The sequence below is a fragment of the Nocardia sp. NPDC060259 genome (genome assembly GCF_042728775.1).
Lineage (GTDB): Bacteria > Actinomycetota > Actinomycetes > Mycobacteriales > Mycobacteriaceae > Nocardia.
On record NZ_JBHXAY010000086.1, the window covers coordinates 1 to 23,274 of the forward strand.

At 66.8% G+C, this 23,274-nt stretch carries 25 protein-coding genes; 4 read left to right on the plus strand and 21 right to left on the minus strand.

Translation table 11 applies throughout. The features are described from left to right. On the plus strand, nt 1-419 hold a 419-nt coding region (locus tag ACFWF2_RS25415; protein ID WP_379309955.1), incomplete at its 5' end, for a MarR family winged helix-turn-helix transcriptional regulator. On the opposite strand, the gene ACFWF2_RS25420 is transcribed toward ACFWF2_RS25415, so the two are convergent. The 6 genes from ACFWF2_RS25420 to ACFWF2_RS25445 all read right to left on the minus strand — a co-directional run bounded on the left by ACFWF2_RS25420 (nt 346) and on the right by ACFWF2_RS25445 (nt 5,411). Next, entirely contained in the window at nt 346-1,356 is a 1,011-nt protein-coding gene (locus ACFWF2_RS25420; protein ID WP_379309956.1) for a hypothetical protein, read from the minus strand. The genes ACFWF2_RS25415 and ACFWF2_RS25420 overlap by 74 nt on opposite strands. An 89-nt stretch (nt 1,357-1,445) precedes the next feature. Next, nucleotides 1,446-1,742 carry a hypothetical protein gene (locus tag ACFWF2_RS25425; RefSeq protein WP_379309957.1) on the minus strand — a complete coding sequence of 99 codons (297 nt, stop codon included), beginning with the start codon at nt 1,740-1,742 and terminating at the stop codon, nt 1,446-1,448. A 49-nt stretch (nt 1,743-1,791) separates the two neighbouring features. Continuing rightward, nucleotides 1,792-3,033: an oxygenase MpaB family protein gene (locus tag ACFWF2_RS25430; protein WP_379309958.1), complete on the minus strand. Its 1,242-nt coding sequence runs from the start codon at nt 3,031-3,033 to the stop codon at nt 1,792-1,794. A gap of 442 nt (nt 3,034-3,475) precedes the next feature. After that, a complete protein-coding gene (locus ACFWF2_RS25435) occupies nt 3,476-3,904 on the minus strand; it encodes a nitroreductase/quinone reductase family protein (RefSeq protein ID WP_379309959.1) in 429 nt (142 codons plus the stop codon). Between the two features lie 78 nt (nt 3,905-3,982). Next, nucleotides 3,983-4,870 carry a hypothetical protein gene (locus ACFWF2_RS25440; RefSeq protein WP_379309960.1) on the minus strand — a complete coding sequence of 296 codons (888 nt, stop codon included), beginning with the start codon at nt 4,868-4,870 and terminating at the stop codon, nt 3,983-3,985. Between the two features lie 124 nt (nt 4,871-4,994). Continuing rightward, a complete protein-coding gene (locus tag ACFWF2_RS25445) occupies nt 4,995-5,411 on the minus strand; it encodes a winged helix-turn-helix transcriptional regulator (protein WP_379309961.1) in 417 nt (138 codons plus the stop codon). Nucleotides 5,412-5,509: 98 nt separating this feature from the next. On the opposite strand from ACFWF2_RS25445, the gene ACFWF2_RS25450 reads away from it, so the two are divergent. Continuing rightward, entirely contained in the window at nt 5,510-6,382 is an 873-nt protein-coding gene (locus tag ACFWF2_RS25450) for an alpha/beta fold hydrolase (protein ID WP_379309962.1), read from the plus strand. Nucleotides 6,383-6,454: 72 nt separating this feature from the next. Here ACFWF2_RS25450 and ACFWF2_RS25455 read toward each other — a convergent pair whose 3' ends face one another. Further along, the gene (locus ACFWF2_RS25455) at nt 6,455-6,886 is read right to left on the minus strand and encodes a carboxymuconolactone decarboxylase family protein (RefSeq protein WP_379309963.1); all 432 of its coding nucleotides are present in this window, start codon (nt 6,884-6,886) and stop codon (nt 6,455-6,457) included. Between the two features lie 10 nt (nt 6,887-6,896). Continuing rightward, complete coding sequence (locus ACFWF2_RS25460; RefSeq protein ID WP_379309964.1) at nt 6,897-8,000, minus strand: MBL fold metallo-hydrolase; 1,104 nt, start codon at nt 7,998-8,000, stop codon at nt 6,897-6,899. Between the two features lie 132 nt (nt 8,001-8,132). Between ACFWF2_RS25460 and ACFWF2_RS25465 the strand changes: the two genes are divergently transcribed. Then, complete coding sequence (locus tag ACFWF2_RS25465) at nt 8,133-9,077, plus strand: CPBP family intramembrane glutamic endopeptidase (RefSeq protein WP_379309965.1); 945 nt, start codon at nt 8,133-8,135, stop codon at nt 9,075-9,077. A gap of 604 nt (nt 9,078-9,681) precedes the next feature. On the opposite strand, the gene ACFWF2_RS25470 is transcribed toward ACFWF2_RS25465, so the two are convergent. Genes ACFWF2_RS25470 through ACFWF2_RS25515 form a run of 10 tightly spaced genes read right to left on the minus strand, consistent with a single transcriptional unit; the run spans nt 9,682 to nt 19,605 of the window. Then, on the minus strand, nt 9,682-10,275 hold the full coding sequence (locus ACFWF2_RS25470; RefSeq protein ID WP_379309967.1) for an SRPBCC family protein: 594 nt from the start codon (nt 10,273-10,275) through the stop codon (nt 9,682-9,684). 41 nt (nt 10,276-10,316) lie between these two features. Then, the gene (locus ACFWF2_RS25475; protein ID WP_379309968.1) at nt 10,317-10,901 is read right to left on the minus strand and encodes a hypothetical protein; all 585 of its coding nucleotides are present in this window, start codon (nt 10,899-10,901) and stop codon (nt 10,317-10,319) included. A gap of 25 nt (nt 10,902-10,926) precedes the next feature. After that, the gene (locus tag ACFWF2_RS25480; RefSeq protein ID WP_379309969.1) at nt 10,927-12,201 is read right to left on the minus strand and encodes an MCE family protein; all 1,275 of its coding nucleotides are present in this window, start codon (nt 12,199-12,201) and stop codon (nt 10,927-10,929) included. Next, nucleotides 12,198-13,280 carry an MCE family protein gene (locus ACFWF2_RS25485; protein ID WP_379309970.1) on the minus strand — a complete coding sequence of 361 codons (1,083 nt, stop codon included), beginning with the start codon at nt 13,278-13,280 and terminating at the stop codon, nt 12,198-12,200. The genes ACFWF2_RS25480 and ACFWF2_RS25485 overlap by 4 nt, the downstream gene beginning before the upstream one ends. Beyond that, complete coding sequence (locus ACFWF2_RS25490) at nt 13,277-14,371, minus strand: MCE family protein (protein WP_379309971.1); 1,095 nt, start codon at nt 14,369-14,371, stop codon at nt 13,277-13,279. Before ACFWF2_RS25490 ends, ACFWF2_RS25485 begins: the two co-directional genes overlap by 4 nt. Next, nucleotides 14,371-15,435 (minus strand): MCE family protein, encoded by a 1,065-nt coding sequence (locus tag ACFWF2_RS25495; RefSeq protein ID WP_379309972.1) that lies wholly within the window; start codon nt 15,433-15,435, stop codon nt 14,371-14,373. Before ACFWF2_RS25495 ends, ACFWF2_RS25490 begins: the two co-directional genes overlap by 1 nt. Then, the gene (locus ACFWF2_RS25500) at nt 15,435-16,460 is read right to left on the minus strand and encodes an MCE family protein (protein ID WP_379309973.1); all 1,026 of its coding nucleotides are present in this window, start codon (nt 16,458-16,460) and stop codon (nt 15,435-15,437) included. The genes ACFWF2_RS25495 and ACFWF2_RS25500 overlap by 1 nt, the downstream gene beginning before the upstream one ends. Nucleotide 16,461: 1 nt before the next feature. Beyond that, nucleotides 16,462-17,838: an MlaD family protein gene (locus tag ACFWF2_RS25505; RefSeq protein ID WP_379309974.1), complete on the minus strand. Its 1,377-nt coding sequence runs from the start codon at nt 17,836-17,838 to the stop codon at nt 16,462-16,464. Between the two features lie 8 nt (nt 17,839-17,846). Further along, the gene (locus ACFWF2_RS25510) at nt 17,847-18,710 is read right to left on the minus strand and encodes an ABC transporter permease (protein WP_379309975.1); all 864 of its coding nucleotides are present in this window, start codon (nt 18,708-18,710) and stop codon (nt 17,847-17,849) included. A 1-nt stretch (nt 18,711) separates the two neighbouring features. After that, a complete protein-coding gene (locus tag ACFWF2_RS25515) occupies nt 18,712-19,605 on the minus strand; it encodes an MlaE family ABC transporter permease (protein ID WP_379309976.1) in 894 nt (297 codons plus the stop codon). A gap of 203 nt (nt 19,606-19,808) precedes the next feature. Between ACFWF2_RS25515 and ACFWF2_RS25520 the strand changes: the two genes are divergently transcribed. Beyond that, entirely contained in the window at nt 19,809-20,561 is a 753-nt protein-coding gene (locus ACFWF2_RS25520) for a TetR/AcrR family transcriptional regulator (protein WP_379309977.1), read from the plus strand. A 6-nt stretch (nt 20,562-20,567) separates the two neighbouring features. On the opposite strand, the gene ACFWF2_RS25525 is transcribed toward ACFWF2_RS25520, so the two are convergent. The 3 genes from ACFWF2_RS25525 to ACFWF2_RS25535 form a co-directional block, all read right to left on the minus strand. Beyond that, a complete protein-coding gene (locus tag ACFWF2_RS25525; RefSeq protein ID WP_379309978.1) occupies nt 20,568-20,783 on the minus strand; it encodes a hypothetical protein in 216 nt (71 codons plus the stop codon). Nucleotides 20,784-20,794: 11 nt separating this feature from the next. Continuing rightward, nucleotides 20,795-21,877, minus strand: a complete 1,083-nt coding sequence (locus ACFWF2_RS25530; protein ID WP_379309979.1) for an oxygenase MpaB family protein — start codon at nt 21,875-21,877, stop codon at nt 20,795-20,797. Nucleotides 21,878-22,493: 616 nt separating this feature from the next. Continuing rightward, nucleotides 22,494-23,156, minus strand: coding sequence for a hypothetical protein (locus ACFWF2_RS25535; RefSeq protein ID WP_379309980.1), 663 nt, complete (start codon nt 23,154-23,156; stop codon nt 22,494-22,496). Nucleotides 23,157-23,274 lie beyond the last annotated feature (118 nt).

Below are 23,274 nucleotides of genomic sequence, written 5' to 3' on the forward strand. Positions count from 1 at the left end.
AGGATCTGATCCGCGAGGTGATCAGAGTGCTCGGCGTGAACGAGACCGATCGGCGCGCACTGGAGATCGTCCTGCTGGAAGACGAGAAATCCACGACGCCCGGAATGCTTGCCGAACGGCTCGGACTCACCTCCGCCGGTGTCACGATCATGCTCAACCGGCTGGAGAAGCAAGGCTATATCGCCCGCTCGCTGCACCCGACCGATCGTCGTCGCGTGATCGTGATGGCCACCGAACTTGCGGCCCATCGCGTACAGGAACTCGTCGTACCGATGATCGTCGAGAGCTACAAGATGTTGCTGAGCTATTACGACACCGCCGAACTCGAAACAATCGCCGACTTTCTCACCCGCGCCGGCGAGTTGCAGCGAATACACCGGCAACGGCTGCGCGAGGTCGATCCCTACTCGAATCCCTGACACACACCCACGCCGACCGCGATATGTGCCGTCGTCGATAATCACGGTCGGCACAGTTCCAGGGAGAAAGCAGGAGCTGGATGCCCCACGTCGACAACACCGAAGAACCGGTGACGGAGCCGGACAGCGACCCGACAATTCTCCGGCGACACGACCGGCCCGCACCGACGTCAGCAGCCGACCGGCTTCGACGACAGCTGACGCGCGCGGGCGCGGCGGCGGCGCTGGTGGCCACGGCCATCGGGACGACGCTCGCCGTCCGAGCCGACTCGGGCCCGCCGGTCCGGGCGAACGAGGCGAACACTTTCTCGTGCGAACCCACCGTAGCCCCGGCCGATTCCAGCGTGGCCGCAAGCGAGTCCGCCGTGCTGCCCCCGAGGGCGGCCTCCGACATACCGAGCGAGGCCGTCGCCCCAGGCGACATCGACGGTGGCGACACACCGACCACCGACCCTGCCCCCGCGAGCACAGTGAGTTCGACGGAAACACCGACGGTCGCGCCGACCGAAACCGCCCCGGGGAACTCGACGGTGATCTCGGTGAGTGCGAGTTTCTCTGCCACGGCGAGTATTTCGCTCGAGAGCACATCCAGTGCGCAGGACCCGGGCACGGTTCCCACGACCTCGACATCCACGGTGACTGTTCCCCTGACCCCGACGGACACGGTCACCCCCGGCCCGAGCACGGTGACGGCCGATCCGTCGACCATCACCGTCACGACCGCGGTGCCGACCACCACGAAGCCCGCGCCGTCCAGCACCACGACGATCACGATCCCGGCCGGTTCTGCCACGACGTCGGTGTCGCCGACGTTCTCCACGCCACCACCGACGACGGCAAGCACCTCGGCACGGCCCCCGGCGACGCCGACGACGACCATGCCGCGGCTGTCGCCGAAGCCTCCACCACCGACGACATCGCACTCGATTCCATCCATCGCGCGCCCACCGGCCCGGTCGCCCCAGGCGACGCCGACGGGGTAGATGGCTCGTCGGACCTTGCGGTGGTGTCGATTTCGGACGTGCCTCAGTACCGGGTGGGGCTACAGGGATTGAACGACCCCGCGCCGACCGCCAGGTCGCACACGCCTCCGGTGACCATCTGGATCGGGGTGATCGCCATCAGCACGATGAATCCGATGAGATCACCCCGCTGAGCGAGTTCGACCGCGGATTGCGCAGCCCTGGAGGCGGAGTCGACGACCGACGAACCGGTGCCGGCGTCGGCGACGGGACCGGTCGGCTGAGCTGTCGCGTTCGGTGCGGTGCCGAGAACGGCCGCCGACGCGAGTGCGGCACCGGCGAGAAAGAGCGATGGACGCATCGTGCGTCTCCTTACTTCAGGGGATCGAAACAGCGGGATAGGACAGGGCTCAGCGGTGCGGCCTGCTCATGTCGCGGTTCATCGTCGGGATCTCGATGCTGATCGGCATGCGCAGTTCGGCCAGGTAGATCAGGGCCGCCTTGCGCAGGAACTCGTCGAGCAGCCAGTACGGATCGCCGATCGGCGGGACCGCGGTGAGCAGGCCCTCGCGCACAGCGATGAACGGACCCCAGGAGACACGCAGCAACGGATCCCACACAGGTTCGCGGGGTATGGCCAGCCCGTCGGCGATGGTGTCACCGAGCAGGAAGCGGGTGAACGCGCCGAGGACCGGCTTGCTCAGGATGGCGAAGTCGATGTTGGCGCCCAGTCCCAGCAGCCGGTCGGCGAGTTTGACGCCTTCGGGAGTCACCGCGAGGATCGGGTCGAGAACCTGCGCGGCTTGACCGTTCGCCTGCGGCCAGGAGTTCGGGATGTACTCGTCACGGACACCGAGCAGATGCGCGGCCACCTGCCAGGAGTGCAGAAAGCCCTCGGACTCGTTCGCCGGCATCGGCACGTTCCACGAGAGCAGGTACTTCATCACCGTGGTGGCCAGGCTGTGCCAGGTGACCATGATGTCGTTCTGGCTGATCGGGATGTCTTCCTCGGCGGAGTGCACCCAGTGCGGCGACTGCGGCAGCAGGTGCCGCACCGCGGCGTGCACCAGGCGGGTCTTGACGCACGTGACGATCATTTCCCCGTCGGCGGCATACGAATTCGCGGTGCCGATGTCGTAGCCGAGCTTGGCGGTCTTGGTGATGCGGTCCTTGAGGTCGTGCCCGCCCTTGGAGTAGTAGACCGCCTTGGCCTCCTTGGGAATGACGGTGCTCATCATGCCGCTGGCGAATCCGTACAGGACCCCGAGGTAGAGGCCCCGCTTCTTGTTGAATTGGATCGCCGCGTCGAGCTTGCCGGGGTCGGTCCAGGGCGGCAACCGGCGCGCGTTTTCCATGAAATCCCGGAGATCGGCGGGCAATCCGGCCGGTAGTGGTTGCCCGTTGGTCTTCCACGTCCGTAGCAGTTCGTTGACCCGGGGGACGTCGCCCCGGTCGATCAGCCCGGGGACCAGGGCATCGGCTTCGGGATCCCACACCGTCATCGGATCCGCGCCCGAGCCCGAGCCCGCGATGGATCCCTCCGGTGACCAGCTCCACGGTTCCGAGCGTGCGGGCGTGGCGAGGGCGAAGGCGCCCACCACCCCCAGCATCCCGCCGAATTTCATTGCATTGCGCCTGTTCAGTGCGTCCATGGCGCCACTCCTCGTTGAGTATCAAGCAATCCGACCGTCGTAGCACGATGAGCCTCCACCCACCATCGCTTGACGGAATAGAGATTAACTTAACACCACAGGCGGGCATAGGGACGCGTTCTGATTCACACCCTTCAACAGCCGAATTATTGCCATACACGCAGGAATAGACCGGACATTTTCTGGCAGAACGCCTGTTGATCTACCCTCCCGTCACCTATGCAACCTAGCGTTCTTCCTCGAAACGAGAAGTAACTTATAACGCGGCAGTCCTCAGGACAAGCACTGGCGCTGTCGGACGCGCTCCCTCACTGGCCAACTCGTGCCGGCGTCGATCCGCGCCCACCTCCGATCGAATCAAGGCTGTCCCTGGCGTATCGGCCGAGCGGCTGCCGTCACCTACCCACGGCCGATGCACCCGCACGGCACGCGCCTGCCGAGGTCAGGCGCGGTGAAGGGCGAGGACAGGGATGGTGCGGATCCCGGCGGTCTTCTCCGCGTAGCCGGCGAATCCTGGATAGCGGCGGGCTTGTTCCGCAAAGATGCGGTCCCGGTCCGCGCCGGTGATCTCGGCGACGGTGACGGGGTATGTGTCAGTACCGATCTCGATGTCGGCGGCGCCTGCCGTGGTGAGGTTGTAATACCAGGCGGGGTTGGTGGGTGCGCCGGCCTTGCTGGCGAAGACGTAGAGGGTGTCGGGGTCGTGTTCGTCTGCCAGATACATCATCGGGGTGATGAGTTCGCGGCCGGTTTTGCGGCCGCGGTGATGGACCAGCACCATCGGGGCGCCTTCGAAGTTGCCGCCGACGCGGCCCTGGTTGGCACGGAACTCGGCGATGATCTCGGTGTTCCAGTCCTCGGGTGTGCTCATGGTCCGGATTCTCCCGTCGGGTACCTCCATGACCTCGGAACCGCTGCGGCGCGGCGACGAAAGTGCTGGGCTGTCGCGTCAGAAGCCGCCACCGCAGGAGGAGAAGCTGTCGTAGCCGGAGTGGCCGCCGATGGATGGGCCGGAACGGGTAGGCGGGCGGGACGGGATGCGCCGGGAATCGTTCCAATGGCCAGGAGCTACCACGGCCCACCAGGTGGTGAAATCCGCGCCGCTGACGTGCTCGATCTCGGCGCGATCGGCGGCTGCCCAGTGCACGGTGTAGCCGGTGAGATGGTGGGTGGGGCGCTGGAGCTCGTCGATCAGTTCGCCGGTGGTCAGGGTCGAGTCGGCGGCGCGGAAGACGTGGACGGTTCGGTCGGATTCGGTGACGCGGTAGCTCCATCGGGTCTGGGCGGCCAGCTCGGTGAAGCGGTCATCGCGTCTTTCCCGCTCGCGCTGGGCTTTCCAGAGTCGTGCCTGCTCTTCCTGTGCGCGTGCGTCGGCCTCGTGCACGCGGGGCTCGACCTGCTCGCGGACGGGGCGATAGCGCTCGGCGATGTCGTGCAGCCGCTGTTCGAGTCTGTCGAATGCCTGCCGTGACGCGGCCCGGCTGCGGCGGCGGGCCGCCGCCCAGCCGGAACCACGCCGCAGTCCGGGTGAGAAGCCGCCCTCGATCCGCATGCCGAGATCATGGACGAGCTGCTGTTCGGCGGTCCACAGCGCATCCAGCGCCTCGGTCTGGGCCCGGATCCACGCCGCGCAGTCCCCGGCGGTGGCCTCGACCCGGATACTTCGCGTCGCCGTCCTCCGGTCGAGGCAGGTCCACCCGCGCTCGTCCCGGCCCTCTGGCGTGTCGACGGCATAGATCTCGACGAATGCCCGGCCCGGGTCGAACCCCGCCATCTGCCGGTCGTTCAGGGCATAGCGGAAATTGAACGAATAGCGGTACAGCGTCACCGATACCATCTTGTTCCTCCCCCACGGGTACCTCCACGGTAGCGCCGGTGGGGTCAGGACGGGTCGGGCCAGGCTCGGGACGGGAGGGCCCCTTGATCTTTCGCCTTGTGCGGCATGGGCGTGTGTCGGGAAGCTACTTGGTGACGGTTGGGTCGGCTTGTGCGTCGTTGACGGTGTTGGCGTAGTCGATCTCGGCCATATGATCCTCGGCCCAGGTGCGCAGTGCCGCCAAGGGGACCTCCAGGGACAAGCCCAGTTCGGTGAGCCGATAGTGCACGCGCGGTGGCACTGTCGGCTCCACCCGGCGGGTGACCAGACCGTCCCGGACCAGATTGTGCAGGGTCACCGACAGCATCTTCTGGGACACACCGGGCATTCGCCGCCGCAGCTCGGCAAACCGAACCTCGCCCGGAGCGGCCTGCGCGAGCACCTTGACCGCCATCGATGTCCATTTCGTGCCGATGCGGTCCAGCAATTGACGTGTCGGGCATCGGCAATCGAACAGATCACCGCGAACCGGCGTCTTCGCCTGCACTGATCGAGCAGTCACCTGGACCTCACCACCTGTAGTCGAAGTGCCTTCTTGGCAGCGCAACCGACGTTACCTACCGTTTCCTGGTAACTAATGGTAACCACACGGAAGGTCCCATGGCCCACACGCCACCGCTCCGCACCGCCCCCATCGAGCTGCGCCGGATCGAGACCAACGGCATCCGTGCCAACGTCGCCCTGGCCGGCTCCGGCCCCGCGATCGTTCTGCTGCACGGTTTTCCGCACACCTGGCGACTGTGGAGCGAGATCATCGGCCCGTTGTCCGCGCACTGCCGGGTCATCGCCCCGGACCTACGCGGGTTCGGTGCCACCACCCGTGCGCTGGACGGCTACGACGCCGGCACGCTGGCCGCCGATATCGCCGGGATCCTCGATGCCCTAGGCGAACCCGCCGCGGACGTGGTCGCGATCGATGCAGGCACCCCGGTCGCAGTCCTGCTAGCCCTGCGCCACCCCGACCGGGTAAGACGGCTGGTGGTCATGGAGGCACTACTGGGCAGGCTCCCCGGTGCCGAGGACTTCCTCGCCGCGGGTCCGCCGTGGTGGTTCGGATTCCACGCCGTCCCCGGTCTCGCCGAAACGGTCCTGCTCGGCAACGAGGCGCGGTATATCGATTGGTTTCTCACCACCGGTACCCGGGGCCGGGGTGTGCGGGCCGATATCCACGACGCGTTCGTCGATGCCTACACCGGAGACGACGCCCTCCGGTGCGCCTTCTCCTATTACCGCGCACTGCCGGCCAGCGCCCACCAGCTCGAGCTCGCCGTGACGGCCCACCGGCTCACCACACCCACGCTGGCGATCGGAGCCCACCCCGTCGGCGACGCGCTGGAGCGGCAGCTTCGACCCATTACCGATGATCTTGTAGGACAGGTCATTCCGGATTGCGGTCACATCATCCCGCTGGACAGGCCGCGCGAACTGCTCGACCTCTTGATGCCCTTCCTCACCGCAGAACGACTCGCCTGATCCTCGCCATTTCCGCCGGTATGCCGGCTTTCGCCGCCGTGCTCGAGTGGCTGAACGCGGCCGCCACGCCCGTCAACCATCGTCCCGGTGGTGGAAGCCGGAATCGGCTGCGCGCTCGATGGCTTCCATCAGCGAGAACGCGCGCGGATAGCCGATGTAGGTAGCCAGCAGTGTCATCAAAGCGGTGAGCCCATCGTGGCTGATGCCGTGCGTGCCGGCCTGTCTCAGGTGGGTGGTGAGCCGGTCACCGGAGACACCTTGGGCGGCCAGCGCCGTGATGATCGCGATGCTGCGATCGCGTGCGGTCAGAGCAGGATGGGTCCAGGCCGCTCCCCCGGCGGCAGCAAACGCTTCCGCGGCGAAGACCGGCCCGACCCGGGCAGACATGACCGCGGCTACGTCGTGGTCGGGAACGTCGAAGATCCGGGAATACACCCCGATGCCGCGTCGGCGTCTCAGCTCCGTCGAGTTCTCGGCGCCCAGGTCATTGTCGTTGTCGTCCATGGCGTCGGCCTCAGTCGGCCGAGCCTGGCACGGTGTTCGTCGGCGCGTGGTGTCGTGCGTGTTCGTCGCACAGGCAACCGACACCGCGCTCGATCCACTCCCGCATCGTCCAGTCCGGGTGCCGTTCGATCATCAGCGCGCGGACCTCCTCGGTGATGTCTTGCTCGCTCATCGCCGAGTCGCGCCGCCGCCAGGTCTCGTCCCGCAGCTCACGCAGGTAGTCGCGCACGTCTGTCAGGAGCTGGGCATCGCCGATCGCGCCGTGTCCTGGCACGACCACCCGAGGCGCTTCCGCGGCGAGTCGCTCCATCACCTCGATCCAGGCCACCCCGGAGACGTCGGTGTCGTACGGCGGGAACCACGGGAAGATCGCGAACTGGCCGGCCTCGGCCAGGTCACCGGTGAACAGCACGCCGGCATCGGGGACAGTCACGACCTGATCGCCGCTGCTGTGCGCGCGCCCGGTCGGGCGCAACTGCACGATTCGCCCGCCCAGGTCCAATTCGAAGGCGTCGTCGTACACCTGGTCCGGCGCAGGGAGATCCACCCCTTCGAGCTCCCGGGCCACCGGTTCTCCGAGCTGCCGGAACATCGCGAGGTAGCTCTCGCCCTTGTGCGCGAGGTCCTCGGCCTGGGCCCGGTTGACCAGGTAGGTCGCCTCCCCTGCGAATACCTGTGCGCCGAACGCGTGCTCGGGATGGAAATGCGTGGTCGTCAGATAGAGATTGCGGCCCTTGGCCTGCTCGGTGGCGAAGGCGAGCACCTTCTCGGCGTTGCGCGGTCCCATCCCGGTGTCGACCACCAGCACCGAATGCGTGCCGCCGATCACGCCGATGTTCGGTACGAGATCGACGCCGCGATTCGGAATCGCGAGCACATCGCGTGCCAGATCCTGCACGTCGGCGATCTCGACGACAGGGTCTGGATGGTTATAAGTAGGCATGGTCAACTCCGATGCTGGGCGGGGGCTCCGATCACTTCCACTCCAGCACCAGCTCGCGCCTGCCGTCCAAGACCGGTTGAGCACGACCGATACCGTGCGGGTATCGACCACGCTTACGCCCGGAATGGGTGACTCGACGACACCCTGCGCACCGCTGAAGCTATCCGGCACCGTCGTCGTCCCCCGCCAGAGCTACCGCCATCGCCCCCTCCAGTGTGATGTCACGGTGGGCTCCGGCTGCCTACTGTCGGTCGCGCCGTCCGTGGCAATTGCGAAAACCTCCAGCAGACAGGGATCGGAATCATGAGACCCATAGATCGTGCGGGCAGCGCGCTCTCACACGCTGAACTGTCCACCGGCCGGCGCCGGTTGCGCAGGTTCCGGTTCCCCGTCCTGGTGCTGGTGTTGCTCGGCGTGATCGCGGCGTTCGCCGGGATCGACCGGCTCGTCGCGACCGTCCCGGCGCTCGCGCTGCCGGTGGGGATCGGTCTGGCCGCCGCCGGGGTGGTCGGCTACCGCTGGCTGTCTCGAACCGTCGAGTCACGCCCGAGCGTCCCCGAACTCGCGACCGCGGGCACGTGGCCCTGGTTGTGGCGTGGGATGTTGTTGGGGTCCGGCCTGTTCACCGCGGTGATGCTGCTCATCGCGGCGTTCGGTGGCTGGCAGGGCCTGTCCTGGGGCTCGGTTGACGGGTTCCTCGCGACCGCCGGCGCGATGGCGGCCGTTGCGGTCGCCGAGGAGATCCTGTTCCGCGGGATCGTGTTCCGCATCTTGGAAGAACGTACCGGCACCGTGGTGGCGCTGGTCGTGTCCGCGCTGCTGTTCGGCGCGGCACACCTGGTCAATGTCGACGCCACGCTGCTGGGCACGCTCTCGATCGCCGTGACCGGCGGAACCCTGACCGCCGCCGCCTACGTCGCGACCCGCTCACTGTGGCTGCCGATCGGCCTGCACTTCGGCTGGAACTTCATCCAGGCCGGTGTCTTCGGTGTCACGGTGTCCGGCTCAGGCACCGCGTCCCACGGCCTGCTGCACACCACACTGTCCGGGTCCTCCCTGCTGACCGGCGGCGCATTCGGGCCGGAGGCCAGCCTGTTCGCGCTGCTGGTCTGCCTGGTGCCCACCGCCGTCCTGCTGCGTCGGGCCGCCCGCACCGGACAGATCCGGCACCACCCACGAGGCACTTCGGCGCGCGGCAGCAGCTCGCGCCCGACCAGTCGCGTAATGGTGAACCCGATTTCCGATTGACCGTGCGTATCAACGCAATTCGCTCCCCAGAGCCCTTCCGGTGCCATGACGAATCGCGCCGTCGACCATCACGTGTACCAACCCGACATCGGGATAAGAGGTCCCGGATCAGTGCTGCCGGGCACACTCGCCCACTCGGCCGGACCGGCATCCAGGTCAGCCCATACACGTTGGGCACCACGAAGTTCAGTCGACCGCAGCCGGTGTACCGGTCGATTGGCAGGCCGCGGTCACCGTGCTGGTGATCGTGCTCGTACTGTTCGTGGCACTCCGCGACGGCAAATAGCGCCGCGCATGGGGCCGCCGCCCTTGACCAGGGCTGCGGCTTCTTCGTGATGGTGAAGGCCGACTTGTCCCACCTGCCATTACACGATTCCGATGAACGACAGGCGGTCAGGTCATCGTGGTCCGGTCGGACGCTCCCCGCCAACCACACGGCAATCCGCAGGTAGCGACGACCTTTGTCACGATGTGACCGTCGACGAAGATGCTGACCGCGTGTGCTTGCGCCGGGTATCCACAGGCGCCGCAGGTGCCGAAGTAGTTGAGAATCTCCTGGCTGACCCCGGCAGCGTAGTTCGGAACCGGCTCCACGTTGTGCCTTTCAGCGGTAGTAGTTCGCCCATCTCCCGAGAACGACCCGGACAAACGGGCGGATGAAGAACGCGGTCCAGCTCAGCCCGATGAAAGCAAAGACAGCTGGTCTCCCTGCAATCGTCCACCTGAGAACCGTCGCCCCCTCGGGTGTTTCGGTGAGCTGGAAGTCCATGGTGTAGGACTTGACCAGTAGCGGGATCGAGGTCTTGATGGCGGCCACGCTCAGCCGGGTGTGTGGATCGCGGCGGGTGACCTGTTCCGCGGCCGCGAAGACGATGGCGTCGAGGGTGCGGACGGTTCCCGGACCACGCTCCTGGTCACGGTAGGTGACGCCATCGATCATCGGGATCCAGGTGAAGGCGCCGTCCTCGAGGGCGGACCACACTTCCCACGGCATGGCGGCGAAGTGCTGCTCGACCGACATCTGGAAGGTCGGGCGCCGGGATTCGATCAGCCGGATCGCGTGGTCGTCGACCGGCGAGATATCGGCGCCGAGCAGACGTGCGGCGCGGCGCTGGAGGCCGAGGAGAACGATGAGACCGCCGACCGCGGCCACTACGAGGGCGCCGAGAGCGGAACCGAAGAGAACGAGCCAAACCATGTGCGGCGCAGTCCTTGTCGCGGGAGTGGATGAGTCCGGGTTCACGGGTTGGTGCGCAGCAAGGGCGAGGAGACTTTGCTCGTCAGCCATCGGTCGCCGGACTTTGCCAGCGACAACGTGATCGACAGCTGACCGCGGCGGGGCTGCTGCTGGGTGCCGACACTGGCGATGGACTGGTCGACGACGACAATCGCCTCGGCGGTGTCCGTCCCGCTGGTGGCGATCGCGCAGTCGACGGTGCCCGCCGTCGACTGCACCTGGCCCTGGATCAGGACTTCGCGCAGGTCGGCACTGGTGGACTCGAATTCTTGTTTCCACGCGCCGGTGGCCCGGTCGAGCACCGCGGCGAAATAGGAGTCGATATCGGTGGCGTTGTAGGTCGACAGCACCGAGCCGTACGCGCAGGCGGCCGCCCGTGCCTCGGTGCGCGATCGCTCGAGTTCACCGGCACGGTGGTTCTGCCAGCCGAAGTAGCCGCCGGTGGCTGTTCCGCCGATGCCGAGGGCGACTGCCAGGGCGACCACGATCGCGGTGGTGCGGTTCGGGCTGGTGGATGGTGGTGCCGCGATATCGGTTTCATCGGATTCCGTCGGCGCGGGTGCTGTCGATTCGTCGATGTCTGTCATGGGGTTCCTTTCGGTAGCAGGGGAATCAACGGCCGGGCAGCGGCACGGATCGCTCGTCGCCGGTGCTTCCCGGCGGCGGCCCGGCGGTGTTGTCGGGCGTATCGGGTCGTGGCGCGTTCGCCGACCCGCGGATCTGCTGCGCGGGATCGCTGGTGACGCAGTAGTTGTAGAGCAGGACGCTGCCGTCGGAGACGGTGGCGGGCGAGACCGGGATGGTGTCGTACTCGCAGAATGGTCGCGGCCAGATGTCCACCATCGTGTGGAAGGCGTTGTCGTGCGCCGGAACACCGAGCAGGGCCGTGCCCGATCGCAGAGCCGGGAACAGCGCCGTCAGCGCGGGTGTGCGCAGCCGGGCGGCCCGGGTGATGGCGCGCAGGTTGGTCACCAGATTCGTGATCGGGTCGGTGGTCTCGGCGACCACGCCGCCGAGCGTCGCCAGCTGTCCTGGCCCGAGGTCGAGCAGGCGCCGCAGTTCCTGGTCGGCGGCGGCGAACTGCCCGAAAAGCACTCCCGACCCCTCGACGAGAGTGCGCAGGTCCGGCTGGGCGTGCGAGGTCGTCTCCGCGATGACGGACAGCTTCTCGACGAGATTGCGGGTTTGCGGAAGTAGTTCCGTCATCCCCACCATGGCCTGGCTGATCCCGCTGATCACAGTGCGCAGCTGGTCCGGCCCGCCGGCCAGCGCCTTGTCGAGTTCGGCGACGATGACGTTCAGACGCTGCGGATTCAAGCCGCCGATGAAATCGGCTGTGTCGGTGAGGAACTCGTCGATGGTGACCGGCGTCGAGGTCCGGTCCAGCTCGACGACCGCGCCATCGGTCAGGTAGGGGGCGTCATTGGAATCGGGCCGGATGTCGAGGTACTGCTCCCCCGCGGCCGACAGCCGGGCCACGACCACCGCGCCGCCCGCGGGGATGTGATAGCCGGCATCGATGTCGGCGACGGCGGCGACGCCGGTCTCGGACAGCTCCAAGGACCGCACCGTGCCGACGCGCACACCGCGGAACGTGACATCGGAATGCTCGAGCAGCCCGCCCGATCCGGCCAGTTCCACCCGCACGGTGAAGGTGTCCCGCAGCGGATCGATCCGGACGACATCGACGAGCAGATAGCCGCCGCTGACCAGCAGCGTCGCCACCAGGCCCGCGGCCGCGATGCCGTTGACGTGCCGCTTCGCCCAGCCCGCGGCCCGGAGCAGGAATTCGGCGGCGACCTCGAGCGTCACCCCGGCGAACCAGATGCCGAAGGTGAGGACGAGCGCCACGGTGTAGCGGACACTGCCACGGGGGTATCCATTCATCGCCCGCCACCCTGCAACCGGCCGAGGACCCGCGCGAGGACCTCGGCGAGACTGCCGACGAAGGCGCCGGGGTCCGATCCGTCGGGCAGCCTGCTCCCGTTCGGGTCGGTCAGGGCGCCGACGCTGAGGTAGGAGATCGTCGCCGCGACCGCGAGGCTGGTGCCCTGGGTGGTGGCCAGCAGCGACGGGTTCAGCGCGTGCAGCTGGTCGAGTGCGCCGGCCAGGTTGTCGCCCATCTCGGTGAAGCCGGCCATCAGTGCCTGCACGCTGGTGAAGAGCCCGACGAAGTCGGCGCTGCTGGTGGAGGTGAACTCGCCCAGCGCGCCGAGGGTGGTCGAGACCTCGGTGGTGAGTTCGGTGATGGCGCGGTTGTTCTCGGTGAGCACCGAGATCAGCGGCGGGAAGGTGTCCGCGGCCTGGCCGAGCTCGGCCCTGCGCCGGTTGAGGGTGGCGCTGAGCGAGTCGAGACCGTGCAGGACGGCATCGATCTGGCCGGTCCGTTCGTTGAGCGCGGTGAGTGTGGCGGTCAGTTCGGTGAGCAGATGCGAGAGCTGGGGCCCGCGTCCCGCGAATATCGAGTTCGACTCGCTGGTGATCCGGGCGACCTGGCTGAGCGCACCGCCGTTGAGCAGCATCGACAGCGACATCATGAGTTCCTCGACCGAGGCGCCCGCCGAGGTGTGGTCCTTGTCGATGACGTCGCCGTCGGCCAGCATCGGTGTGCCGGAACGGAGTTCGGGCAGCACGATGGCAACGTAGATGTCGCCGAGCGGTGTCGGCTGACGGAGTTCGGCCCGCGATCCGCGCGGCAGGCGGACGTCCGCGCGGATCTCGAGCTCGACGGTCGCCACGAAATCGGTGGTGTCGAGGCCGGTGACGACGCCGATATCGGTGCCGCCGGTCTTCACGTGCGCGCGATCGGGCAGGTTCAGCGCGTTGTCGAACAGCGCTCGCACGGTGTAGGTGGGGCCGTCGAGGCCGGGCTTGGGCAAGGGCATCGAGTCGACGGTCACCGCACAACCGGCGACCGAGGCCGCCACCAGGGCCAGTACTGCCGCGCGGGAGAGATGCCGGCTCATCGGGTCAGTCCCAGCAGCGCGGCGAACAGCCCGAAGTCGGGGCCGAAGTCCTGGAGTTTTCCGGTTCGGCAGCCGTCGGCCCGTAGCTCGACCCGCTGGCAGAACAACGAGAGCAATTCGTTGTCGAGCAGGCTCTTGTCCGTCAGCAGGTGGAGGCGAACGGCACGGGCTTCGGGGCTCACCGCGTTACCCAGGTTGTCGAGGAACAGCGGGGCGATGTCGATGATCTCGGTAAGTCCTCGTGCGTGCTCGCGCATCTGCGCGGTGATCGTGATCAATCGCAGCAGCGCGTCGGTCAGCGGTTGCTTGTTCTCCCCGACGACGGCGCTGGTGTTGGCGACGAAGTCGTTGATCTGGGTGAGCACCGCCTGTAATCCCGGGGACTGCTCGCGCATCAGGGTGACCAGCTGGGTGAGCCGGGCGCTGAAGTCGCGGACCGTCGCGTCGTTGTCGGCGAGGATCTGGGTGACGTCGTTGAGCCGGACGATCGCGTTGGAGATCTGGTCCTTGTTGGCCAGTGTCACTTCGAATGCGCCGGAGAGGGCGTCCAGGGTCTCCCGGATGCGGTCGCCGTTGCCGTCGAGCAGCGGGAACAGCACCCGGCTCGCCATCGGGCCGTCGGAGTTGTTGCCCGCCAGTGCCTTTCCGATGTCGTCGAAATTGCGGAGAATCCGGTCCAGCTCGACGGGTGTCCGGGTACGGGCGAACGGAATGTGGCTGCCGTCGAGCAAGGTGGGGCCGCCGGTGTAGGCGGGGGTGAGTTCGATGTGGCGGTTGGTGATCATCTGCGGGGAGACCAGCGCCGCGATCACGTCGGCGGGCAGGTCGACCTCGGGGTCGACGACCATGTTCACCTGCACGTACTCGCCCTTGGGGACCAGCTCGGTCACCCGGCCCACCGGCATGCCGAGGACGGAGACTTCGTTGCCGACGTACAGGCCGGCGACATTCTCGAAATCCGCCGTGATGGTCTTCTCCTTGCCGAGCAGCCGGTCCGGCAGCGAGGTCAGGCTGTGTGGCAGCGCCGAGCAGCCCGACAACAGGACTGCGACAGCGGCCAGGACAGCCATCTGGACGAGTGTCGTGCGCATCAGCGGCAACCTTCCACGGCCTGGACGGCACACAGCCAGTTGTCGGGGAACATCCATGGCAGATAGATCTCCCCGTAGGGGCCGTTTCCGAGAGTGTTGTTGAACTGCCGGAGCGTGACCGGCATGATCTGGAACAGGTTGTCCAGATTGGCTTTGTTGTTCTGCAGGCCCGCCGACATCGTGTTGAGATCGGCGATCAACGGTGCGAGCTGTCCCCCGTTGTCGATGCCCATCTCCTGCAAGTCCTTCGAGACTGCGGCGATACTGTCGAGCAGCTGGGTGACCAGCGATTGTCGTTGGGCGACCGCGTCACCGATGGCTTGACCACGGGTCAGCAGCAGCAGGACCGCGTTCTGATTGTCGGACACGACGCTCGAGACCTTGTCGATGTTGCGCAGCAGCTGCTCGACCTCGTCGCGACGATCGCTGATGACCGCGGCCAGCGAACCCACCGAGTCCAGCGCCGCTGCGGTCAATTGCGGCGAGTCCCCCATTTGTCGCGCGAGGGCATCCAGCGATGCTCTCAATGCCACCGGGTCCATGCGCTCGAGGTGCTCGAAGGAGTGGGTGTATTTGTCGTCGTTGACAACCTTGGCCAGGTTGTAGGGGACTTCGGTCCGGTCCAAGGGAATTCGCCGGCTTTCGGGTGCCGAGGGCGCGCCGGGATCGAGTTCGACGTGCATCCGGCCCAGGATTGTCGACATCTTGATCGCGGCCTTGGCGTCGTCGCCGACCCGGATGCCGTTGTCGATCGAGAGCGCGGCTTCGATCCGGTCGCCTGCCAGTCGTGTCGACTTCACTGTTCCGACTTCGATGCCCGCGATATCGACACTGTCGCCGGTGCGTAGCCCGGCGGTCTGGGCGAATTCGGCGTGCACGGTCCGGTTGCCGAGGTCGAACTGGGTGAGCGCGCTCGAACCGAACAGCAGTACCACTACCGTCGCGCCTGCGCTCAGGCCGAGCCACCAGTGGCGATTGCTCGAATAGCTCGGTATCGCCTGCCACATTCGCTGCACGATGGGCACCAGCGTTCGCAGGAGCTCGGGCGGTCGGGGGGCGTTCATTACCGGCATACCTCCGTATGGGAATTGCCACCGATCTGGTTGAACATCCCGGGCGGTAGCAGCACACCCCACAGCGAGACATCCAGACTGCAGACGTAGGAGTTGATGTACGCGCCGTTGCCGCTGATCCGGGCAAGCCCCGCCAGGACGAAGGGCAGTTCGGCGGCGGTGATGTCGAGTCGTGCGCCGTTGGAGATGAGCAGGCGCACGCCTTCGCTCGCGGACTGTTGCGCCTGCGCGAGCCCGGGTCTGATCCGGGCGATGAGGTCGGCGAGCTGCCTGGTCGACCCCGACGCCTGGTCGACCGCGGTCGCGAGCGTTGTGCCCTGCTCGTAGAGGTCGACTGTCAGCGTGCGTGTCTGGGTGATCAGCGTTTCCAGCTCGCCGCTGCGATTGGCCAGCCCCTCGACCACACCACCGAGATTGGTGATCACCTGGCCGAGGATCTCGTCACGGTCGCGGAAGGTGCCGGCGAGTTGCGCGGCCTGGGTGACCAGCGCGCTCAGCGATACTCCGTCGCCTTGGAGTGCTTGAATCAGCGTGTGCGACAACGAGTTGATGTCGTCGGGTTCCAGGGTGGCGAACAGTGGTTCGAACCCTGCCAGCACCGTGGACACATCGAAGGACGACTCGGTGCGCTCGTAGGGAATACTCCCGTCCGGCGGCAACCGGCCCCCGGCTCGGTCCCCGGCGGCCAGCGCGACATACCGCTGCCCGATCAGGTTCTGATAGCGGATCAGCGCCTTGGTCGTGGTGGTGAGCTGATGACGCGACTGCACGCGCAGCACCACCGAGGCGCGCCGGTCCGCGTCGAGTTCGATGGAATCCACTCGGCCGACGCGGATTCCGGCCATGCGGACGTCGTCGCCCACGCGCAGTCCCAGGACGTTGCCGAACGTCGCGGTGTAGCGGACGGTGTCGCCGCTGACCCCGCGCTGCAGGGTCGAGAAGATGGTGTAGCTGGCGACCAGGGCCAATCCGACGAACAGCGTCAAGATCAGCACCGCGGTGCGGGTTTTCATCATGTCAGTTCCCCCTGGGCGCTGCGCTGGAGTAGGTGACGTGCACTGCCCCGTCGGCCAGGACCGGCGTGAGTAGCACCAGTTGCGCGGCGTTCGGCGGTCGCCCGACGAGCGCCTCGATGGCCTCGATGCCGTGCAGGGAAGCCGGAGCGGAGGCCGGGGCCGCGGCGGGTCCGGCGCCTGTCAGGCCGGGAATCGCGGGCAGGCCGGGGATTGCGGGGATCGCCGGGAGGCCGGGGACAACGGGCGGTGGGCCGGCGGCTTCCAGCCGCCGCGGCAGCAGCTGGGTCGGAATGTGTTGTTCCGGAGCGGTATACGGCACCGAGGAGCCGCCGCATCGTGGTCCGGCGAGGTTGCCGTAGCGGGGGCAGTCTGCGGCGGTGTACTGGGTGAAGGGCGTGAAGCTCACATCGACGGCCCAGCGCATCTGCCGGTCGGGGCCCCAGTTGAAGACCGTCGCCAGTTTGCTCAGCGCGGTATCGAGGTTGGCGACCGCGGTGCCGATGGCGCCGGAGTCGGCGGCCAGCGCACCGAAGGTTTCGTGCAGCCCGCCGACCAGTTCCGGGCCCGCGTCCGGATTACGCTCGAACAGGGTGTTGGTGACCCCCACCGCGCCCCGAGCGGCGGTCAGCAGGGAGATCAGGTTCGCCCGTTTCTCGGTGAGTGTGCGCGCCGCGGTCACCGACGAGACGAGGGTGTCGATCAGCTGCGGCGCGGACTCGTTGACCGCCGATGCCGCGGCGCCGAGGTCGCCGAGCAGGTCACCGATCCCCGGCGTCGCCCGGACCTGTGTGGTCCAGGTGTCGAGTCGTTCGATGGTGGAGCCGGGCATGCGGTAGCTGGGGTCGAGCGCGTCGGCCAGCGTGCCGAGGACGGTGGCCAGCCGGATCGGGTCGATGGCGTCGAGAACGGTCCGCAAGGTGGTCAAGGTCGTCTGCAACTGGGCGCCCACCTCGCTGGTGTCCTGCGCGATGGTCGCTCCGTCGCGCAACCGGTCCGGCGAAGGGCCGTTGTCGATGAGTTCGACCGCCGTGACGCCGAAGATGTTGTTCGGCACCACCCTGGCGGTGACCGTGGCGGGAATGCGTTGGGCCATCGGCGGTTCGATGCGCAACAGCATGTTCTGGCGCTCGCCTCTGGCAGCGATGTCGGTGCGGGCGACCTGGCCGACCAGTACGCCGCGGAAGGTGACGTCGGCGCGCTCGGGTACACCGTCGCCGGTGCTGGTCATGCCGGCGGTCACCTCGACGGTGTCGAGGAACTTGCCGTTGTAGCGCAGTCCGAGCAGGTAGACGGTGGTGGCGATGAGCACGGCGATGAGCACACCGAGCATGCCGAGCCGCAGGGCAGTCGGGCCGCGGCCGCTGGGGTCGATGATCATTTCGAGGCCTATCCCGTGATCCTGATACCCGGATCGATCCCCCAGATCGACAGGGAGAACAGGAGATTGACGAATACGACCGTGACGATGGTCATGCGGATCGCGCGGCCGGACGCGACACCGACACCTTCGGGTCCGCCTGCCGCGGTGTAGCCGTAGTAGCACTGGATGAAGGTCGCCACGGCCGCGAAGACGATGATCTTGAGGATCGAGTAGGCCACGTCCACCGGGTCGAGGAACTGGTGGAAGTAGTGGTCGTAAGTGCCCAGTGTCGTCCCGCCCAGGAAGGCCACGGTGAATCTCGTCGCGATGTATGCGATGGCCAGCCCCGCGGTGTAGAGCGGCACGATGGCGACGACGGCCGCCAGCATGCGCGTCGTGATCAGGTAGGGCAACGGCCTGATGGCGATCGACTCCAGGGCGTCGATCTCTTCGGAGATCCGCATCGAGCCCAGTTGCGCGGTGAATCGGCAGCCGGCTTGGGCGCCGAACGCCAGGGTCGCCAGCAGCGGTGCCAGTTCGCGCGTGGTGGCGAATCCGGAGATCGCGCCGGTGAGTGGGCTCATGGTGAGCAGGTTCAGCGCGGTGTGCGATTCCATGCCGACGGTGATCCCGCCGAAACCGCAGAGGATGACCACGACGCCGATCACCCCGCCGCCGACGATCAAGGAGCCGTTGCCGAAGCTCACATCGGTGATCAGCCGCAGTAGTTCTTTCCGATAGTGCTTGAGCACGAAGGGAATCGCCGCGACCGACTGCAGGAAGACCAGTCCTTGATGACCGAGGCGCACCGGAACGGTCGCCGGCGCGGTGGCGGCGACGCGCAGCCGGCGTACCGGGCGCAACAGGGGCGGTACGTATTCGGAGGCCATCTCAGAGCACCTTCGACGGGAACACGGCGTTGTAGAGCTGCGTGAGGATGATGTTGGCCGCGAACAGGACGATCGCGGAGTTGACGACCGCGGAGTTCACCGCGTTGGCCACGCCCGCCGGTCCGCCCCGGGTGTGCAGCCCGGTGTCACAGGCGATGATCGCCGCCAGCGCGCCGAAGACCGTGGCCTTGACCATGGCGACGACCAGATCGGCGGCCACCGCGAACGAGGCGAAGGTGCCGATATAGGAGCCCGGCGTCCCGTCCTGGATGTAGACGTTGAACACATAGCCGGTCGCGAAACCGACGAACACGACCAGCCCGCACAGCAGGGTGCTGACCACGACGGCCGCGGCGAGGCGAGGGGCGACCAGGCGACGGACCGGGTCGACGCCCATCACGACCATGGCGTCGATCTCTTCCCGGATGGTGCGCGAACCGAGATCCGCGCAGATCGCCGACCCCACCGCGCCGGCGATCATCAGCGAGGTCACCAACGGGGCGCCCTGGCGGATGATTCCCAATCCGTTGACCGCACCGATGAAGGTGGTCGCCCCGACCTGGCTGACGAGTGATCCGACCTGGATCGACACCACGACCGCGATGGGAATCGCGACCAGCAGTGTCGGTGTCGCCGACACACTGGCCATGAACGCGCACTGCTTGACGAATTCCGTGGTGGGGAACCGCCGGGTGACCAGGGCGCGGGCCAATTCGGCGAGCGCCCGGCCGGTCATCAGGACCTGGCGCCCGGCCGTCTCGACGGCGCGTTGCGGGTGTTCGCGCCAGTAGGTCAGCCCGAAGGTGATGACCTGATCACGGGCATCACCGCCCCCTGGCGGAGCTGTTGTCCCGGTATTGAATTCGCCAGACATCCTGGCCGACGACTGCTGCACGATTGTTCACTCTCGGCGGTTGTTGATGGGTCGGACCGATTTGCTGCTGTCGCGGCTCCGAGGCACAAGCTCGGTGCGACGCCCTGATTCCCCCACAGACAATTTCTACGTTGCCGTAGTTACTAATTACTACGCTAAAGTAGATATTCGGACATTAACGGCGCCGATCACGCGGCACCAGAGCTCGAGAGGATCATTTCTTGATGAGCATCGAAGAGGGCACCGACGGCGTCTGGCGGATCGCCCCGCCGCGACCTGCCCGGCCGCGGCGTCGCAACGGCCCGCGACTACCGCCGGAGGAACGCCGCGAGCAGCTGCTGGACGCGGCCCGCGTGGTCTCCGGTCGTGACGGATTGGCCGAGCTCACGATGCAAGCGGTGGCCAAACAAGCTGGCGTCGCCAAACCTGTGCTGTACGCGATCTACCCCACCGCGCCCCAGTTGCTCGACGCGCTGTTGCGGCGCGAACATACCCGGGGAATCGCCCAGGTCCTCGAGGCATTGCCAGCGGATTTCGACAATTCCGACCCGGACGTGGAGTACGAAGAAGCCGTCATCGCCTTCCTCACCGCGGTACAGGACGATCCGGTTCGCTGGCGGTTGATCCTCATGCCCGCCGACGGAGCCCCTGCCTCCTATCGTGGCCTGCTCGCCGGTGCCAGGGAGAAGGTCATCAGACGCTGCGCCCAACTGCTCGAGACGGGCATCGCGCGGCGCGGGGGCCCCAAGGACGTGGACGTCGAACTGGCCAGTCGTGTCATGCTCGGCTTCATCGAATCGCTCGGCCGACTGGTGTTGTCGAATCCGGAACTCGCTTCTCCCCAAGCACTTCGCCCCACGGTGCGGGCACTGACTCGAACATTACCCAAGGACGACAAGGGAACTCGGATCATCCCGTCCGGCGGATCGGCCTTCTCCGCCTGGCAGGCCGAGAACGCGGAGGCACTTCCAGACTGACCGGCGTCAGCGTAACCGGATATCGGAGATCACCAACGGCGGCCACGCGATGATCTCACCGATCGCCGAGAACAGCTTGTCGAACCCCTGCAGATCGTCGAGGTGCTCATGGTGGGCCCCCAGCCAGAACAGCCCGATCAGGAAGTACGGCACCCCGAAGGCGATGCCCAGGAAGATGAGCTGGCGGAGGCTGATTCGATAGCCCAGCAGTTCTTTGATCATCAGAGCACCTCTCACGCAATCTCGCCGAGCACGGCCTGGGACTCGATCAAGCCCTGGTCGTCCGGCGCTTCCCCGCGGCCGAAGACCCGGGCCCGCTGCTTGTCCCGCAGCGCTTGATGGGCTTGCGCGGGAATGTCGTAGCCGTAGAGCTCTTGCGCTTGCCGAGGGGTCATCGTGGTCGTGCTCGCGGGCGGAATCTTCAGCAGCACTGGACCGGCCACCGCCACCGTCATCGGCGAGATCAGGCGCAGCAGCTGAATTTGCAGGCGCGCGTTGAGACTCACCAGCGTGAAGGCAACGCTCATCGGCGTCGTGACTAGCGCGTCGAGCAGCCAACCCGTCGGCAATCCGGCCATCTCCCGCATCCACCGCGGCATGGTGGCCAGGGTGCCCCGGCGCAGGAAGGCGTACACGACCTTGAACATCGGCCGGAGCAGGAGCGGGATCTCCGGCATCATCACCTCCGCCTGCAGCAGGTGGCGCATCGCCTTGCGGGCGATGTCGGACCCGATCAGCTGCGGGCGCATCTGCTCGAAGTACTCGCTGATCCCGGCCCTGGTGCGCGGCACGTCCGCCGGGTCGCAGGTCTGCAGTTCCGCCGCACGCGCGCACTCAGCCCAGTACTGCAGTTCGTCGGCCTCGCTGAGCCGGCCGGGACCGTACTTCTCGTAGGCGACGAGGATGGAATGCCATGCTGTCAGGTGAATCCATAGCTGCGACTGCGGATTGTTCGCGTCGTAGGACCGCTTGGTGACGGGGTCGACGCCGATGCCCTTGGAGTGGATTTTCACCAAAATGTCGGCCGCGTGGGCGGTCGACCGACTGTCGGCGAACAGCACCATGGCGAAATATCGCAGTGTGCGGTCGTATCGGGTACGAGGCCGGTCGTAGATCGCATGGGTGGCGTCCACCGAGGCCACCAGCGCCGGGTCCAGCTCCTCGATCACCACCGCACGCTGGAAGCCGACCGTCAAGCTGGTCGGGTAACTCCAGACTTGCCACGCGACCGACTCCGGGCCGAAGAAACCGTAGTCCTCCGCGGGCGTCAGTGGGGGTAGCGACAGCCACTCACGCAAGGAAGCAATTGTTGCCATTGCGGGTTCCAATCCATTTTCTACGACTACGTAGAAGTATTACTACGTGTGAGTAGAAATGCTAGAGCGTCGGAGAGCCCTGAGTCAACGGTTCAAGCAGAAATCATCACCCATTGACCCAGACAGTCATAACACGGGCGCACCACTCAAACAGGCAGCTCCAGGCTCACTCTGTACGCAAGACTCCCCAACTCCATGGCCATGGCCCATCCACAGATCCGATCGAAGCCAATCTGCTGCGTACTGGCTGAGACAGGGGACTTGGTCGGCTGTGATGCCATCAGGCAGGCGCCACCTGCGCGGTGATCCGGCTGGTTCGCTCGACGAGCGTCGCGATCGCCGACGGGCGAGACCCCATCACCACGTCTCTCCTTCCCAATGCGCGGCAATCTGCGGGTTTCGACCTCGATCGGACGTTGGCCGATAGACACCAGGTCGGTGATCACACCACGCCCGCCCGGGCGTCGGGCTCGTTTCGGATGTCGCATCGGCCGACCGGTGCGCAACCTGCGGGTCGCGGCGTCGGTGTCCACGCCGCCGTACTCCCGATCCGCCTGGTCGAACAACTCGGCGACCGCGTGCTGGTCCGCCACGTCCACCTGCGCGGGCCCGCCCGTTATTTGATCGGGGTGAAGCCGGCGCCGACGCCACCCTGGGCCGCGAGATCCGCCAGCACGCCGCCGATTCCGGTGAACTGGACGGGGGCCCAGACGCGCATCAGGTTGATCGAGGAGGCGATGCCGACCAGCGCCGAGCCCACGTAGGCCGGGCCACCGGAATCGCCCGGGAAGACCAGCTGCCAGGACCGCACCGCGTTGCGATCGCGTTCCAGCACATTGCCGCAGGTGTGCTCGGTGACCTGGCCGTACTTGCACAGCAGCTGTCTGGGATCGAGGTAAGGGGCGATGCGGTCGACGCGATGGCCCTCCGGGGTGAGGTTGGTGGGCGTGACGACCTTGGGGTCGAGCTTGATCACCGCGTAGTCGAGCTGGGCGTCCTCCCGGAAGGGCTCCGAAGGCCACGTGCTGGACCACGCCGCGAAATTCCCGACCTGTCGGCCGTCGACGCTCACGCGCTGGTGCGGGACGCGCATGCAGTGCCCGGCGGTCAGCGCGACAAGGTTGCCGTGGTTGTCGGTGCCGACGGAGGCGATGGTGCAGGTTCCGATCGAGGTTCCCGGGCCCACGACGACGTGGTCGTCGGCTTGTGCCTGACCTGCGGGCAGGATGGCAAGGCCGAGGGCGCAGAATGCAGCGGAGATGGTTTTCTCGAGATTCACGGGTGTTCCCTTTCTCGACAATGCTCAGCTGTGATGTCGGCCCGCCATCCGGGCCCGGTCACGGGGAAACCGGTGCGCATATTTTGCGGGCTCACCGGTTGGTTCGGGTCGGTCGGCA